This window comes from Flavobacteriales bacterium (genome assembly GCA_030584065.1).
Classification (GTDB): domain Bacteria; phylum Bacteroidota; class Bacteroidia; order Flavobacteriales_F; family PHOS-HE28; genus PHOS-HE28.
The window spans coordinates 2,704,949-2,720,318 of the sequence record CP129489.1 but is presented as its reverse complement, the minus strand read 5'-3'; the positions used below and the strand labels follow the sequence as shown (position 1 = coordinate 2,720,318).

Annotated in this window: 19 protein-coding genes and 1 tRNA gene; 14 read left to right on the top strand and 6 right to left on the bottom strand. The window is 65.3% G+C overall.

Annotation, left to right across the window (positions count from 1 at the left end; all coding sequences use genetic code 11):
• Positions 1 to 12: 12 nt before the first annotated feature.
• From QY325_11525 to QY325_11505, 5 genes are all read left to right on the top strand, one after another.
• Complete coding sequence (locus QY325_11525) at positions 13 to 1,068, top strand: SPOR domain-containing protein (GenBank protein ID WKZ65391.1); 1,056 nt, start codon at positions 13 to 15, stop codon at positions 1,066 to 1,068.
• A 47-nt stretch (positions 1,069 to 1,115) separates the two neighbouring features.
• Positions 1,116 to 1,520 (top strand): hypothetical protein, encoded by a 405-nt coding sequence (locus tag QY325_11520; GenBank protein ID WKZ65390.1) that lies wholly within the window; start codon positions 1,116 to 1,118, stop codon positions 1,518 to 1,520.
• A 3-nt stretch (positions 1,521 to 1,523) separates the two neighbouring features.
• A complete protein-coding gene (locus tag QY325_11515; protein WKZ65389.1) occupies positions 1,524 to 2,168 on the top strand; it encodes a hypothetical protein in 645 nt (214 codons plus the stop codon).
• A gap of 47 nt (positions 2,169 to 2,215) precedes the next feature.
• The gene (locus QY325_11510) at positions 2,216 to 2,734 is read left to right on the top strand and encodes a hotdog domain-containing protein (GenBank protein ID WKZ65388.1); all 519 of its coding nucleotides are present in this window, start codon (positions 2,216 to 2,218) and stop codon (positions 2,732 to 2,734) included.
• Between the two features lie 103 nt (positions 2,735 to 2,837).
• The gene (locus QY325_11505; GenBank protein ID WKZ65387.1) at positions 2,838 to 3,422 is read left to right on the top strand and encodes a c-type cytochrome; all 585 of its coding nucleotides are present in this window, start codon (positions 2,838 to 2,840) and stop codon (positions 3,420 to 3,422) included.
• Between the two features lie 35 nt (positions 3,423 to 3,457).
• Here the strand turns inward: QY325_11505 and QY325_11500 are convergent, their stop codons facing one another.
• Both QY325_11500 and QY325_11495 read right to left on the bottom strand, forming a co-directional pair.
• Entirely contained in the window at positions 3,458 to 3,820 is a 363-nt protein-coding gene (locus QY325_11500; protein WKZ65386.1) for a hypothetical protein, read from the bottom strand.
• Positions 3,817 to 4,794, bottom strand: a complete 978-nt coding sequence (locus QY325_11495; GenBank protein ID WKZ65385.1) for a glycosyltransferase family 9 protein — start codon at positions 4,792 to 4,794, stop codon at positions 3,817 to 3,819. Before QY325_11495 ends, QY325_11500 begins: the two co-directional genes overlap by 4 nt.
• A gap of 133 nt (positions 4,795 to 4,927) precedes the next feature.
• On the opposite strand from QY325_11495, the gene QY325_11490 reads away from it, so the two are divergent.
• The 8 genes from QY325_11490 to dusB all read left to right on the top strand — a co-directional run bounded on the left by QY325_11490 (position 4,928) and on the right by dusB (position 10,418).
• Positions 4,928 to 5,698: a TatD family hydrolase gene (locus QY325_11490; GenBank protein WKZ65384.1), complete on the top strand. Its 771-nt coding sequence runs from the start codon at positions 4,928 to 4,930 to the stop codon at positions 5,696 to 5,698.
• Positions 5,695 to 6,723: a type I asparaginase gene (locus QY325_11485; protein WKZ65383.1), complete on the top strand. Its 1,029-nt coding sequence runs from the start codon at positions 5,695 to 5,697 to the stop codon at positions 6,721 to 6,723. The genes QY325_11490 and QY325_11485 overlap by 4 nt, the downstream gene beginning before the upstream one ends.
• 128 nt (positions 6,724 to 6,851) lie before the next feature.
• Positions 6,852 to 6,941: transfer RNA gene (locus QY325_11480), tRNA-Ser, on the top strand.
• 62 nt (positions 6,942 to 7,003) lie between these two features.
• Positions 7,004 to 7,762, top strand: coding sequence for a MotA/TolQ/ExbB proton channel family protein (locus QY325_11475; protein WKZ65382.1), 759 nt, complete (start codon positions 7,004 to 7,006; stop codon positions 7,760 to 7,762).
• Between the two features lie 6 nt (positions 7,763 to 7,768).
• Entirely contained in the window at positions 7,769 to 8,161 is a 393-nt protein-coding gene (locus QY325_11470; GenBank protein WKZ65381.1) for a hypothetical protein, read from the top strand.
• Positions 8,162 to 8,167: 6 nt separating this feature from the next.
• Positions 8,168 to 8,902, top strand: a complete 735-nt coding sequence (locus tag QY325_11465) for a biopolymer transporter ExbD (protein ID WKZ65380.1) — start codon at positions 8,168 to 8,170, stop codon at positions 8,900 to 8,902.
• Positions 8,903 to 8,906: 4 nt separating this feature from the next.
• Positions 8,907 to 9,359: a biopolymer transporter ExbD gene (locus QY325_11460; GenBank protein WKZ65379.1), complete on the top strand. Its 453-nt coding sequence runs from the start codon at positions 8,907 to 8,909 to the stop codon at positions 9,357 to 9,359.
• A 66-nt stretch (positions 9,360 to 9,425) separates the two neighbouring features.
• Positions 9,426 to 10,418, top strand: a complete 993-nt coding sequence (gene dusB / locus QY325_11455; GenBank protein WKZ65378.1) for a tRNA dihydrouridine synthase DusB — start codon at positions 9,426 to 9,428, stop codon at positions 10,416 to 10,418.
• On the opposite strand, the gene QY325_11450 is transcribed toward dusB, so the two are convergent.
• The 4 genes from QY325_11450 to rbfA form a co-directional block, all read right to left on the bottom strand.
• Entirely contained in the window at positions 10,394 to 11,623 is a 1,230-nt protein-coding gene (locus QY325_11450) for an ABC transporter permease (GenBank protein WKZ65377.1), read from the bottom strand. The genes dusB and QY325_11450 overlap by 25 nt on opposite strands.
• A 97-nt stretch (positions 11,624 to 11,720) precedes the next feature.
• Positions 11,721 to 12,539, bottom strand: coding sequence for a class I SAM-dependent methyltransferase (locus QY325_11445; GenBank protein WKZ65376.1), 819 nt, complete (start codon positions 12,537 to 12,539; stop codon positions 11,721 to 11,723).
• 140 nt (positions 12,540 to 12,679) lie between these two features.
• Positions 12,680 to 13,165, bottom strand: coding sequence for a four helix bundle protein (locus QY325_11440; GenBank protein ID WKZ65375.1), 486 nt, complete (start codon positions 13,163 to 13,165; stop codon positions 12,680 to 12,682).
• Entirely contained in the window at positions 13,162 to 13,500 is a 339-nt protein-coding gene (gene rbfA / locus QY325_11435) for a 30S ribosome-binding factor RbfA (protein WKZ65374.1), read from the bottom strand. Before rbfA ends, QY325_11440 begins: the two co-directional genes overlap by 4 nt.
• A gap of 34 nt (positions 13,501 to 13,534) precedes the next feature.
• On the opposite strand from rbfA, the gene QY325_11430 reads away from it, so the two are divergent.
• Positions 13,535 to 15,364, top strand: a complete 1,830-nt coding sequence (locus QY325_11430; GenBank protein WKZ65373.1) for an ABC transporter ATP-binding protein — start codon at positions 13,535 to 13,537, stop codon at positions 15,362 to 15,364.
• The last annotated feature ends 6 nt before the right edge of the window (positions 15,365 to 15,370 follow it).

Sequence of the window (15,370 nt, the reverse complement as noted above, 5' to 3'; positions counted from 1 at the left end):
GGCCTCGGAATCATGGGCATCGAGCGCGATCTGCACGACCTCCTCTTCTGCCACGATTGCGTGATCGTGCCGCAATGGGGCGGTTTCCTCACGCACTACCGCCCGGCCCGGCTAGATGAGGCCCGACGCCTCATCCATCCGCCTGGCAAGGACCTGAGTTTCAACCGCCATCTGGTGCGCAATGACGGGCTCCTCGCGGACCACCTCGCGAAGCGCGAGGGTATCGGATTCGATACGGCGACCACGCGCATCGATGCAGAGGTGGCCGGTTGGCGGCAGTCGTTGGAGCGGCAAGGCCGATTGGAGCTGCCGCAGATCGGTATCTTCTTCCGCGATGCGGAGCACAACCTGCAGTTCGAGCCCGACCGGCGCACGAACTACCTGAAGGACGCCTTGGGCCTGCGTCCGCTGGCCGCCGTTCCCGTGGAGCAGGCCAGGACGGCGCCGCTGGTCCGCCCCTTGCCGCCGCCGGCCGCGCCCGCGGAGCCGGAGGAGCGCCGTCGGCCGGCGATGCTATGGGCTGCGGCCGCTGCGGCTGCAATCCTCTTCGGGACGGCTGCGTTCTGGGCCTATCGAAGCAGCGGGCTGGGCCAGCAGCAATGGAGCGGCATCGCTCCGTGGCGCTCCGGTCCGGCAGCCGCCTACCGTGCTCCGGGGACCGCAGCCCTCATACCGGTGGAGCGCCCTGAGCCGCTCGTGCTTCCCGCAAGCGGCTCCGGTATCCACGAGGTGGTGCTCGACGCGGAGCGCGATGTCCGGTTGCGGGTCGACCTGGGCCGGCCGAAGGAGGCACCGGCGGAGTCGACGGCGGTGGCTGTGAAGGCCGCGCCGATTGCCGAAGCGGGTCTCCGCTACCATGTCGTGGGCGGCTGCTTCGCGCAGCCTGAGAATGCCGATAAGCTCCTGGCCGAACTGCTGGCGAAGGGCTTCCCTGCGCGACGCCTCAAGCAGCGCGGGCAGCTGCATCCGGTGGCGTACGGCAGCTACGCCACACGCGGCGAAGCCATGGCTGCACTGGGCCGAGTGCGCGGGACCGAAGGCCGTTCGGCCTGGCTGCTGGTGCGCTGAGCCGATCCCTTGCGGCCAGCCGTAACTTTGAACCCCGCAGTCCGCCGATGACCATCCTGCATGCCACGGATCTGGAGTCCTGCACCGTCACCTTCCTCGATGACGATATCGTGCACACGCACTTCAAGGACAATCGCCTCGTGGGCCCCGAGGACGTGCAGCGGATGTTCGAGGCGATCGAGGCCGAGCGAAAGGGCCGCAAGGCGTTGCTGATGGTCTCCGTAGGGGTGGGCACCGCCATGAGCAATGAGGCCCGGGCTTATGCCAGTTCGATGGAGTCATCGCGCTACATAGCCGCCGACGCGATCATCGTGCGCGACTTCGGCCACCAGCTCGCCGCCAACGTGTTCGTGCGGCATCACAAGCCGGGCCGGCCCATCCAGATGTTCCCCGACCGCCAGGCGGCCATGGAGTGGCTCAGGCTCCAGCGCAACCTGGTCTCTCACGATTGACCCATGATGCATCGACTCCTTCTTGCTGCCGCCGCGGCGGCCACGGTATCGGCCGCTTGCGCCCAAGTGGTGGCGCCAGTCCCCAGCCGCACACTGCGCACCGCGAAGGCCGAAGTGGTGAGCATGGCCATCGCTCCCAAGGGCGACCGCATTCTGGTGGGCCTGAGCAAGGGTGCCGAGGTCATCGACCTGGAGACTGGCAAGAAGCTCTTCGCACTTCCCTACAGCGAGGATGGCGGCACCGCAGCCTATTACACCGCCTTCAACGATAACGGCGAATACGCCGTGCTCATCGGGCACAGCGGCAAGCGGGTGGTCTACAGCATGAAGACCGGGAAGCCCGAGCCCTCGCTGCAACAGCATCGCTGGGTGCCCGATCCGCGCGCGGTGAAGGCCATGGGCCTCGACATGGGCAATTCCACCTTCGACCGCTTCTACCAGCAGGCCGAAGCGAAGTACGGGGACCTTGTGATGCGAGCGACAGTGCATGGTGCGGTGGAGGTGGTCGGCGCCGACGGCAAGGCGTTGCAGAAGCTGGAGTTCCCCGAGAACAAGGACCAGCACCATCGGTCACCGTTGCTTATCCGGGAGGGCCAACTGCTGCTCGGCACGGATGATGGCCGGGTGCTCTTCCACGCCCTGGACTGAGGCCGCGCCCGTGATGGGGCAGGGTGGGGACTACCTTCGCGCCGCACATGATGAACCGCGCCTCACGCCCCGTCAGCGACAGTTATTCGGAAACCACGCATGTGGTGCTCCCCAACGACACCAACACGCTCGGCAACCTCTTCGGCGGGCGGCTGCTGCAGTGGCTCGACATCAGCTGCGCCATCAGCGCCCACCGGCACTGCAAGCGGGTGGTGGTCACCGTGGCGGTGAACCACGTGGGCTTCGACCGTCCCATCAAGCTCGGCGACTTCGTCACCATCCACAGCCATGTGAGCCGCGCTTTCGGGAGCAGCATGGAGGTGTGGAGCGATGTGTTCGTTGAGGACCAGGTGACCGGCGAGAAGATCATGTGCAACAGCGCGATCTACACCTTCGTGGCGGTGGATAGCGCCGGCAGGCCGGTGAACGTGCCGGAGGCCCTGCCCACCAACGAGCAGGAGCAGAAGCGCTACGACGGTGCGCTGCGCCGTCGGCAGCTCAGGCTCATCCTCAGCGGCAAGATGAAGCCCGGGGAGGCCACGGAGCTGAAGGCGCTCTTCGAGTAACAAGCAGGCGGGTTGTGCGTCATAGGGCGCGATCGCATCAGCCGGAGGCCGTTCTCCGGGGGGCGATCGGCAGAGCAATATCCCATCCAAACCCACAACCCCCATGCTACGCAACCCTTTCCCCTGGTCCGCATTGCCCGCCCTGCTGCTCGCCGCTGCGTGCAACCAAGCGCCCCCGGCACCCGAACCCGTTGCCGCTGCCGTTGAGGCCCCCAGCGAGGCCGAACTCATCGACCGCGGCAAGTACCTGGTGGAGACCATGGGCTGCCACGATTGCCATTCGCCCAAGCGCATGGGCCCCAACGGTCCCGAGCTCGATCCCGATCGGCTGCTCAGCGGCCACCCGGCCGGCAGCACCCTGCCGCCGGTGCCGAAGGACGTGGCGGGCTGGGCGCTATTCAGCATGGACCTCACCGCCGCCGTCGGCCCTTGGGGCACCTCGTTCTCGGCCAACCTCACCAGCGACGAGACCGGCATCGGCAACTGGACCGAGGAGCAGTTCAAGCGGTCCATCACCAAGGGCCTTTACAAGGGCCTTGAGGGTTCGCGCCCGCTGCTGCCGCCCATGCCTTGGCAGAACCTGGTGAACCTGAAGGACGAGGACATCCACGCCATCTTCACCTACCTGAAGAGCACCAGGCCTGTAGAGAACATGGTGCCGCCCCCCATCCCGCCAGCGGCGTCCTGAGGGGGCGGGGCGGCGCGCCAGGCGCATGCCGCTGATCAGAGGCGGTCGTCGAGGCTGCTGGTGTCGAAGATCTCGCCGGTGGCGGTGTCGTGGCCGCGGAGGCCCAGTTGCCGCAGCAAGGCCGCAACGCAGGCCGCGCTCTGCTCGCCGCCGTGCACATGCGCCACCATGTAGCGCACCTGAACCGCGTCCTCCATGTGGAGCTGAATGCTGATGTCGATGCCCTCGGCCTTCACGAAGAGCCAGTCCGGATCCACCGCATCGGCGAATGGGATGGCCTCGCGCACCTTGGCGACCAGCGCATCGCGCGTGCCGATGGGGCGCGGGCGGAAATCGGCCGGGACGTCGGCGATGGTCGGCACATCCGGCAGGTCCTGAATGAATATGTCCCAGCTCATGGCTTGGCGAGTTGCGCGATGCGGGCGAGGTCCTGCCGCTCCATGCAATGGAAGTGGCCCTTCGGGCAGCGATCGAAGCCGATCTTGCTGCAGGGACGGCACGCCAGCCCCGCCACCTCGCTGATGCGCGCCCGGTCGGGATGCAGAGGGATGTACGGACCCATGCCGAACAGGGGCACGGTGCTGCCCCAGATGCTCGCCACCGGCCGATGGAAGGCCGCCGCGATGTGCATGGCACCGCTGTCGTGCGCCACCACGCTGCGGGCCTGTTCGATCAGCGAGGCGCTGCCGAGGATGTCGTACAGGCCGGTGGCATCGTAGACCCTCGCACCCACGGCATCGCCGATGGCACGCGCCACCTGCTGGTCCTCCTTGCCGCCGATAAGCACGATCGGCCCCTCGATGAGGCGCGCAAGCTCGATGAGCCGGTGCTGGGGCAGCCGCTTGGTGGCGTGGGCTGCGCCGATCGCAAGGGCGGTGTAGCCGGTCCGGTGCGTCGCGGGAAGCGCGTCGGGCGGCACCTTGCGATCGGCAGGGACGAACAGCTCCAGCCCCTTCCCGTCGTTCTTCACGCCCAGGTGCGCCACGGTGCTCAGGTAGCGGTCCACGATGTGGATGCGCGGCATGCGGTCCCAGCGAAGGTTCACCAGCAGCCACTTTTCCATGTTTAGCTTCGGGAAGCTGTGGGCCGGCACGCCCAGCGCACGCTTGATCCGCGCCGTGCGCAGGTTGTGGTGCAGGTCGATGACGGCATCGAAGCGCTCCTGCTTCAGCCTGGTGAGGAGCGCGCCGAGGTCGTCGCCCAGCTCATGCACCTTGCTCGCATGCGGATTGAAGCGCACGAGGTCCGCGAATGCGGCCTTGGTGGCGAAGTGGACCTCGGCATCCTTCAGCTGCTCCTTCACGCAGCGCAGAACCGGGCTGGTAAGCACGATGTCGCCGATGGAGGAGAAGCGCAGCAGGAGGACCTTCACGCCGGCAAAGGTGATGGTTGCCGGGTGATGGGCGGCGGAAGGGGAGAAGTCGGGCGTTGGCGGCAGGGCGCCACCTTTGCAGCGGCCGCTTGGCCCCCGGCACACGTATCACCCCGCAACCCCAACGCGCCCCGTGGAGCTCGTAGACACCCATGCCCATCTCTACCACGACCAGTTCGCTGCGGACCGTGAAGCCATGCTGACGCGGGCGCTGGAAGCCGGTGTCGCCCGGCTCTATCTGCCGAACGTGGACCTGGAGAGCATCGCGGCCATGGATGCCCTGGCCGCCGCGCATCCCGGGCGCTGCTTCCCCATGATGGGCCTGCACCCCTGCTCCGTGGGCGCGGAGAATGCGGCAGCCCTTGAGGAGGTGGAGCGCCGGCTGCGCACCGGGCGCTATTGCGCCGTGGGCGAGATCGGCATCGACCTGTATTGGGACAAGACCTTCCTTGTGCAGCAGCAGGAGGCCTTCCGCCAGCAGGTGCGATGGGCGAAGGAGCTCGGCCTGCCCATTGTGATCCATTGCCGCCAGAGCTTCCAGGAGGTGATCGCCATCGTGGAGGAGGAGAACGCCGAGGGACTCCGTGGGGTGTTCCACTGCTTCACCGGCACCCCCGAAGAGGCCCGGCGCGTGATCGCTCTGAAGGGCTTCTACCTCGGCATCGGCGGGGTCATCACCTATCCGAAGGGCGGCCTGTTCGAGACCATGCGCGAAGTGGGCCCTGACCATTGCGTGCTGGAGACCGATGCGCCCTACCTGGCACCGGTGCCCTTCCGCGGCAAGCGCAACGAGAGCAGCTACATCCCGTACATCGCCGCCAGGCTGGCCGAAGCCGTCGGGCGGCCGGTGGAGGAGGTCGCGCGCATCACCACGGCCAACGCCGGGCAACTCTTCGGCCGATGAGCGCGAGCGTCCTCCTGATCTACACCGGCGGCACCATCGGCATGTGGGCCGACCCGCGCACGGGGGCGCTGCGCCCGATGGACCTGGAGCACCTCGAAGAGCAGGTGCCGGAACTGGAGCGCATCGCCGTGCGCCTCGGGAGCGTCGCGTTCGAGCGGCCCATCGACAGCAGCGACATGCAGCCGGCGGACTGGGTGCGCATCGCGCGCATCATCGGCGAGGCCTACGACCGGTACGACGGCTTCGTGGTGCTCCACGGCAGCGATACCATGGCCTATACGGCGAGTGCGCTCAGCTTCCTGCTCGAGGGCCTGGCGAAGCCGGTCATCCTCACCGGTTCGCAGCTGCCCATCGGCACCATCCGCACCGATGCGAAGGAGAACCTGATCACGGCCATCGAGATCGCTGCCGCCAAGGACGAGCGGGGCTGGCCCGTGGTGCCCGAGGTGGCCGTGTACTTCGAGTACCGGCTGCTGCGCGGCAATCGCACGGTGAAGGTGCATGCCGAGCGGTTCGAGGCCTTCCGCTCGCCGAATTGGCCGGCGCTCGCCGAGGCTGGCGTGCACCTTCGCTATGACCGGGGCGCCATCCTACCGCACCGGACGGGCGGGCTCACCGTGCATGAGCGCCTCGTTGATCAAGTGGCGGTGATCCGCCTCTTCCCGGGCATCCGGGCGGAGTGGGTGCGGCATGCGCTGGCCCTGCCCGGGCTCAGGGCCGCGCTGCTCACCACCTTCGGGAGCGGCAACGGCCCCACGGATAGGGCCTTCCTGGCCGCGCTGCGCGAGGCGCGGGAGCGGGGCTTGCACCTGCTCAATGCCACCCAGTGCATCGGAGGCCGGGTGGAGCAGGGCCGCTACGTCACCAGCCAGGCCTTCGTGGAGCTGGGGGTCGTTCCCTGCGGGGACATGACCGTGGAGGCGACCTTGGCCAAAACCATGTTCCTGCTGGGGCGGGATCAGGAAGCGGAGGCCTTCGCGCAGCGAATGGCGGCACCGATTGCGGGGGAGTTGACGCTGGCTTAACATGCCGGCCATCGCCCGCTCGCTGCCCGTGACGCGCCGCTTCCCGTGCCGCCCTTGTCCGGATGGTCCTTTTTGTACCTTGGCGGCCCTTCGGAAGGGCTTGGAACCGCCCTTCCCTTGAAGAACAAGGAGAGATGGCCGAGTGGTTTAAGGCGCGCGCCTGGAAAGTGCGTTTACCTGAAAGGGTAACGGGGGTTCGAATCCCTCTCTCTCCGCCATCTTTGACCCGCTCCCACTAGCAACGCAACCCCCGACAACAACCACAACCGCAACCCTTCACATGGCACGCAAGTTCTTGTCCCTTTGCCTGATCGCCCTCTTGGGCTTCGGCCTCCTCAGCACCCCGGTCATGGCGCAGGATGCCCCTGCCGCCGCTTCCACCGAGGCGGTTGCCGATGACAGCGGTACCCACCAGATGCTCAAGCAGCGCTTCATCGAAGGCGATCCCATCTGGATGGCCCCGGTGCTCGTATGCCTGATCCTGGGCCTGGCCATCGTCATCGAGCGCATCATCTACCTAAACATGGCCTCCACCAACACCAACAAGCTGCTCGGCAGCGTGGAGGATGCGCTCAAGAGCGGCGGCATCGATGGTGCCAAGGAGGTGTGCCGCAATACCCGTGGCCCCATCGCCGGCATCTTCTACCAGGGCCTTGACCGTGCGCATGAGGGCGTTGACATCGCCGAGAAGAGCATCGTGGCCTACGGTGGCGTGGAGGTGGGCCGCCTGGAGCGCGGCCTTCCCTGGATCAGCCTCTTCATCGCCCTGGCTCCCATGCTCGGGTTCTTGGGCACTGTGATCGGGATGATCTTCGCCTTCGACCAGATCGCGGCCGCCAACAACATCAGCCCTGCAATCGTGGCAGGCGGTATCAAGGTGGCACTGCTCACCACCGTGTTCGGCCTCATCGTGGCCATCATCCTGCAGATCTTCTACAACTACCTGCAGAGCAAGATCGACAGCATCACCGGCCAGATGGAGGAGGCTTCCATCGGCCTGGTCGACCTGCTGGTGAAGAACAACCTCAGCAAGCACTAAGCGGCCATGAACCACAAGGGATCCGGGCTCCTGGGGCGCGTTGCCCAATGGGTGCTCATCGCGCTGGGGGTGATCTTCACCCTCATGATCTTCAGCGGCAGCGATACCGGCATCGATGGCGGCCTCTGGGTCACCTACTTCGCCTTCGGCATCGCGGCCGTCTCCACACTGGCGTTCTCGCTGATGGGCCTGAACAAGAAATCGTTCATGGGCATGGGCGCTTTCGTGGTGGTGCTGGTGGTGGCCTACCTGATCAGCGATGGCGGCGTGCGTCCGGAGTGGAACATCTCCGAGGGCGCCTCCAAGTGGATCGGTGCCGGCCTCATCCTCATGTACGTCGCACTCTTCGGAGCCATCATTGCCATCGTCTACGGTGAGGTCACCCGCCTCTTCAAGTAAGCCACCATGCTGAGGAAACGCGCCAAGCAAGGCCCGGGCGAGATCAATGCCGGCTCCATGGCCGACATCGCCTTCCTGCTGCTGATCTTCTTCCTGGTGACGACCACCATGGATACCGACGCTGGCATCCTGCGCCTGCTGCCCCCCATCGTGGAGGACCAGCAGGAGGCGGACAAGGTGAAGGACCGCAATGTCTACGTGGTACTGATCAACGATGCGGACATGCTGCTGGTGGAAGGGGAGCTGATGGACATCAAGGACCTGCGCGCCGGGGCCAAGGAGTTCATGGTGAATCCCGCCAACCTGGAGAACCTGCCTGAGAAATCGCGCGTCACCGCTGCCGAGTGCCAGCAGCGGATCGCCGAGTACAAGGCGGGCATCGCGGCCGCCACCGACGAGAAGGACAAGCAGACCTACCGGGACCTGCTGGAGAAGTACGAGGGCAAGCTCAGTGCCGTGCGCCTGCTGGGCGAGTACAATGAGCTGCCGGGTTCAGCCGTGATCTCCTTGCAGACGGGCTCCAAGACCAGCTACGACATGTACGTGAAGGTGCAGAACGAGCTGGAAGCCGGCATCCGCGAGCTGCGCGACGAGCTCTGCAAGGAGAAGTTCGGACGCAAGTTCACCGAACTCGACGAGAAGAAGGACGAGGACAAGGAGCTCATCAAGGCCATCCGCATGGTCTATCCGCAGCGCATCTCCGAGGCCGAGCCGGTGGACGTCACCAAGAAACCCGCCTGATCCGATGTCACGCTTCAAGGAAAAGAAGGGCGCCACCCCGGCCATCAGCACGGCCTCGCTGCCTGACATCATCTTCATGCTCCTCTTCTTCTTCATGGTCACCACCGTGATGCGCGAAGTGGACCTGAAGGTGAAGATCACGCTGCCCGAGGCCACGGAGACCACAAAGCTCGAGGACAAGGCCTTGGTGGATTACCTCTACATCGGACCGCCCACGAGCAAGGAGCTCGGCACAGAGCCCTTGCTGCAGCTCAACGACCAGTATGCCAGGCTGGACGAGATCGACCCTTGGGTGAAGGCTGGCAACGAGCGCCGCGACGAGGTGCTGCGCCCGAAGATCACGCGCTCCCTGAAGGTGGACAAGGAGACCTACATGAAGATCGTTACCGATGTGAAGCAGGAGCTCCGCAAGAGCAACGCGCTGAAGATCAACTACAGCACATCGCAGGGACGCTGAGCGCCCCCTGCATTGCCGATGCACGGAAGCCCCGCCCTGCGGGGCTTCCGTACTTTTGAGCCGCCCATGGTCCGCATCGGCCCCATCACACTGCCGGAGTTCCCGCTGCTCCTCGCGCCCATGGAGGACGTGAGCGACCCGCCCTTCCGCGCGCTGTGCAAGCAGCATGGGGCCGACCTGATGTTCACTGAGTTCATCAGCAGCGAGGGGCTGATCCGCCAGGCCGCCAAGGGCCTCAAGAAGCTCGACATCTTCGAAGCCGAGAGGCCCATCGGCATCCAGCTCTTCGGCGGCAGCGAGGACGCGATGGAAGAGGCCGCGCGCATCGCCGAGGCGGCCAAGCCCGACCTCATCGACATCAATTATGGCTGCCCCGTGCACAAGGTGGTGAGCAAGGGTGCCGGCGCCTGCCTGCTGCTCGATGTGGACAAGATGGTGCGCCTCACCGAGAAGGTGGTGAAGGCCGTAAAGCTGCCCGTGACGGTGAAGACGCGCCTGGGCTGGGACGAGAAGAGCAAGAACATCATCGAAGTGGCCGAGCGCCTGCAGGACGTGGGCATCGCCGCGCTGAGCATCCATGGCCGCACGCGCGCGCAGCTGTACAAGGGCCCGGCGGATTGGACCCTGATCGGAGCGGTGAAGAACAACCCGCGCATGCGCATCCCCATCTTCGGCAACGGCGACATTGACTCGCCGGAGAAGGCGGTGGATTACCGTGGCCGTTACGGCGTGGACGGCGTGATGATCGGCCGCGCGAGCATCGGGCACCCTTGGATCTTCAACGAGATCAAGCACTACATCGCCACCGGCACGCACCAGGCCCCGCCCACGATCACCGATCGCGTGGAGGCCGCGCGCCAGCACCTGCGCGCATCACTCGCGTGGAAGGGCGCGTGGGAAGGCGTGGTGGAGATGCGCCGGCACTACGGCAACTACCTGAAAGGACTGCCCAACGTGAAGGAGGTGCGCTTGCGGTTGTGCACGGAGAAGGACCCGGTTGTTATCGAGCAGATCCTGGATGAGGTGAAGGCGACCTACGCCCTCGCCGCCGTGGCGTAGAGGAACCTGCGGCTCAGCGCGCGCAGCGGCACCCAGGTGGCCAGCAGGCCGATGGCGAGCACGGTTGCGGTGATCAGCAGCAGGTCGGTGCCCACGAGCTTCACCGGGAAGGAGTCAGTGATGGCCTCGGCCATCTCCACGAGGGCGAAGCGTTGCTGCGCCAGCACGATGCCCACGCCCAGCGCCAGGCCGATGCCCGCGCCCGCCAGCACGATCAGCAGCCCTTCGTGCAGGAAGATGCGGCGCACCATGCGCGCCGTGGCGCCCATGCTCATCAGCGTGCGCATGTCCTCTTTCTTCTCAATCATCATCATGGTGAGCGAGGCGATCACGTTGAAGGCGCCGATGAGGCCGATGAAGGCGAGCACCACGAAGGCCACGAGCTTCTCGGTGGCGTTGGTCTGGTACATCAGCGCGTTCTTCTGGTAGCGCGTCTTCACGGTATAGCGCGGGCCCAGCGTTGTGGCGATCTCACGCGCCGCGCGGTCCATGTCGGCCTTGGGCTTCAGCTTCAGCTCCAGGGCGCTGGCCGCGCTGTCGTAGTGGAGCAGCTCGGCCGCCAGGTCCAGCGGCACTACGGCGTACTTGCTGTCGTATTCCATGTTCATGCTGAAGGAGCCGCTCATGGCCACAGCTGCTTGCTCGAAGGCCGCCTGCTTGTACTTGCTCAGCTTGCGGCCCCGGATGGGCGCGCTGATCTCCAGCGGCTGGAACACGCCATCGTCCAGTGGCACGCCGAGGTCGGCCTTGAGCCCGAGGCCCAGGATGGCGGCGGGCCCGGTGGCGCCCTCCAGCGCGGCGTCGCCGGTGAAGATGTAGCGCTCCATGCCGGCCATGCCCAGGTATTGCGGCTCCACGCCCTTCAGGGTGGCCACGGCCTGCTGGTCGCCGCAGCGCAGCAGCACGTTCTCCTCGATGGTGAAGCTGGCCTGCTCCACATCGGCGCGCGCGAGCAGGGCGCCCAGGTCGATGGAGTCGCGCGCGAGCGTCTTGCCTTGGGCGGGCGTGATGGTGATATCGAGGTCGAAGGGCGAGTAGATCCTGTCCACCAGCTCGGCGATGCCGTTCATGGCGCTCATCACCACCACCATGGCGCCGGTGACCACCGCGATCACCACGATGCTGATCCACGTGATCACATTGATCGCGTTGGTGCTGCGCTTGGCCAGCAGGTAACGGCGGGCGAAGAGGAGGGGGAGGTTCATTGATCAGATGATCAGTGAATGAGATGATCAGATGATCAAAGCACGGAGGACAAGCGTAAGTGGCATTTTCTGATCATCTGATTGCCCAATTGCCTGACTACTTCCACGCCTTCACGATCAGCCCCGTCCCCGTGCTGTGCGTCATGCGCACATCCGCCATGTTGAGGACGAAGGCGATGGGGTAGGCCAGCAGGTAGTAGAACGGCAGCACGATGAAGAAGGCCTTGCTCGCTTGCAGCATCAGCAGCGGCCACTTCATGCTCAGCTTCCAGCTGATCTTGCCCGGAGCGCCGTAGCTGTATCGCGGTTCCACTTGGCTGAAGCCATTGCGCAGGCACTTCGCCCGGATGTCGTCGATGTTGTAGCCGTCGCGCACATGCTCCTCGATGAAGGAGCCTTCACCCTCCTCGTGCACATCGCTGCCGCCCTGGTCGCTGGGGGTGCTGATGATGAGCATGCCGCCCTCCTTCAAGGAGGTGCTGTAGCAGCGCAGCGCGGCCTCGTCCTCCAGGATGTGCTCCATCACATCCACGCACACCACCAGGTCGAAGGCGTTCGGCTTGGTGAACCTGGTCACATCGCCGACTTCGAACATCACCTGCGGCCTTCCGATCCTCTGGAAGAAGGCGTTGCAATCCGCCACCTGCTCGTCCTTCACATCGATGGCGGTGATGCGCGCCTGGGGCAGCAGGCCGCTGAGCCAGTAGCTGTACTGGCCGAAGCCCGCGCCGGCGTCGTAGATGGCTTCCACGGGCTTGCCGCTGGCCTGCCTTTGGGCGATCCATGCCCGCAGCTCGCGCTGGATGTGCCAGCAGCGCAGCAGCAGCAGGTCGAGCAGGCGGTAGAAGAGCATGCGCAGCGCGGGCGTCCGGTTGAAGACGATGCCCAGGCGGCGCTTGACAGGGTCATACTGCATGGCTCAGAGCGAAGGAAGGAAGAACATGGAACATGGAATGTAGAACATCGAACATGGAATGAAGAACATGGAACATGGAATGGAGAACATGGAACATGGAATACAAGAACGAAGAACTGGTGAACGCTGCAACGGGGTCCTCATGGCTTCGGGTCCCAGTTCTTTCCCATGTTCCGTTCGGCGGTGCGAACGCTGGAACTGAAGATCGCGATCAATTCCGTGCATTCAGCCAAAGCACGATCAATGACCTCGGGCTCGGGATGCAGGCGTGCCCTGAGAATGATCTTCAAGCAGGCCCTGGATTCGCGCAGCTCTTTCAGGGCGACGCGCATTTTGTGGACGAAATCCTTTCTGCTCTCTCCGCCTTGTGCCTCGCCATAATGCAGGGCCGGTGACCCACCTGATCTCAGCAACTGGTCGGCATAGTAGCGCCCGGCAGGCGATGACGGCATCCGTTCCGTGATCTCGATTGTGGCAACGGCGAAGTCGCAGGTGCGTTCTTCCAGGTCGAAGACACGTTCCTTGCGCTCAGGGGAACCGACTCGTTCTGCAAAGGCCGTTGAATCTTCCATGTTTTTCATTCCGGCGGGTCGATCATTCGCCGTTGAATGTTCCATGTTCATCATTTCTTGAGCAACCGATCGATCTCCTCCGCCCGGTCCAGCGAATCATCCAGGTAGAAGAGGAGCTCGGGCACCACGCGCATCTGCTTGCCCACGCGCCCGCCCAGCGCCCCGCGCAGGCGGTGGGCCTGCTCCTTGATGCGTTCCATCACGGCCTTCTTGTCCTGCACGGGGAAGAGGCTCAGGTACACCTTGGCCACGCCCAGGTCGGGGCTCACGCGCACGCCGGTCACCGTGATGAGGCCGCCGGGCAGCAGCGTCCGACCTTCTTGCTGGAATACCGCTGCCATCTCCTTTAGAAGCAGGCTGTTCACCTTGTTCTGTCGTAGGCTGTCCATCGTGCCGCGAAGGTACCTTCGCGGCACCGCTTCCATGCGCAACTTCTTCAAGGTACTCCGCTACGCGCGCCCCTACCAGCGCTATGCCGTGCTCAACGTGGTGTTCAACCTGGTGAGCACCCTGTTCCACCTGGCGTCGCTGCTGGTCTTCATCCCATTCCTCAACCTGCTCTTCGGGCAGACCCCGCCGCCGAGCGACCGCCCGGAGGTTAGCCTGAGCCTGGAGGGCATCAAGCGCATGCCCGAGCTCTTCAACTGGCGCATGGCCACCTACATCGAGGAGCACGGCCAGATGGGCGGGCTGGTCTTCATCTGCGTGGTGGTGGCCGTGTGCTTCCTGCTGAAGAACCTCACGCGCTACTTCGCGCTGTGGGCCATCGGCATCCTGCGCAACCGCGCCGTGCGCGACCTGCGCAACGAGGTGTACGACAAGATCCTCGACCTGCCCATGCGCTTCCACACCGGCGAGCGCAAGGGCAACACCATCGCGCGCATCACCAACGACGTGCAGGAGGTGGAGTTCAGCATCATGAACTACATCGAGATGGTGTTCCGCGAGCCGATCACCATCCTCCTCTCGCTGGCGCTCATGATCGGCATCTCGTGGCAGCTCACGCTCATCGCGCTGCTGCTGCTGCCGCTCAGCGGGCTGCTCATCGGCCGCGTGGGCAAGAGCCTGCGCAAGGAGGGGCTGCGCGCGCAGCAGAAGGCCGCCGACCTGCTGAGCACCGTGGAGGAGACCCTCACCGGCATGCGGGTGGTGAAGGCCTTCAACGGCGAGGAGCAGATGCGCCGCCGCTTCCGGCGCGAGAACGAGATGCTGAACAAGCTGAACGTGTTCACGCTGCGCCGCCGCGACATGGCCTCGCCGCTGAGCGAGTTCCTGGGCGCGCTGGTGATGGTGACGCTCGTGTACTTCGGCGGCCAGCTGGTGATCGGCGAGGGCGCCACGCTGAGCGGCGGCGAGTTCATCGGCTACATCATCCTCTTCAGCCAGCTGTTGGCGCCTGCCAAGGGCTTCACCACCGGCTACTACTGGATCAAGAAGGGCGGGGCCAGCGCCGAGCGCATCTTCGAATTGCTGGCCGTGGAGAACAGCGTGAAGGAGAAGCCCGATGCGAGGGCGGTCGCTGCGTTCAACGACCGCATCGAGTTCAAGGGCGTCCAATTCGCGTACGATGAGAAGCCCGTGCTGCGCACCATCGACCTTGTGGTGCCCAAGGGGCGCAGCGTGGCGCTGGTGGGCGCCAGCGGTGGCGGCAAGAGCACGCTTGCCGGGCTGCTGCCGCGCTTCTATGATGCCACCGGCGGGCAGGTGCTCATCGATGGGCACGACGTGCGCGACCTGCGCATCACCGACCTGCGCGCGCTCATGGGCATCGTTACGCAGGACAGCATCCTGTTCAACGATACCGTGGCGGCCAACATCGCCTTCGGGCAGCCCGGCGTGAGCATGGCGGCCATCGAGCAAGCGGCGCGGGTGGCCAACGCGCACGAGTTCATCACGAAGCTCGAGGGCGGCTACCAGACCGTGATCGGCGACATGGGCAACCGCCTCAGCGGCGGGCAGAAGCAGCGCCTGGCCATCGCGCGCGCCGTGCTGAAGAACCCGCCCATCCTCATTCTCGACGAGGCCACCAGCGCGCTGGATACCGAGAGCGAGCGTTTGGTGCAGGAGGCGCTCTACCGCATGATGGAGGGCCGCACCAGCCTGGTGATCGCCCATCGCCTCAGCACCATCCAGCATTGCGACGAGATCTGCGTGATCATGGAGGGCGCCATCGTGGAGCGCGGTACCCACGCCGAGCTCTTCGCCAAGGGCGGGCACTACCGCAGGCTCTGCGACATGCAGGCGTTCGATTGAGGGCGC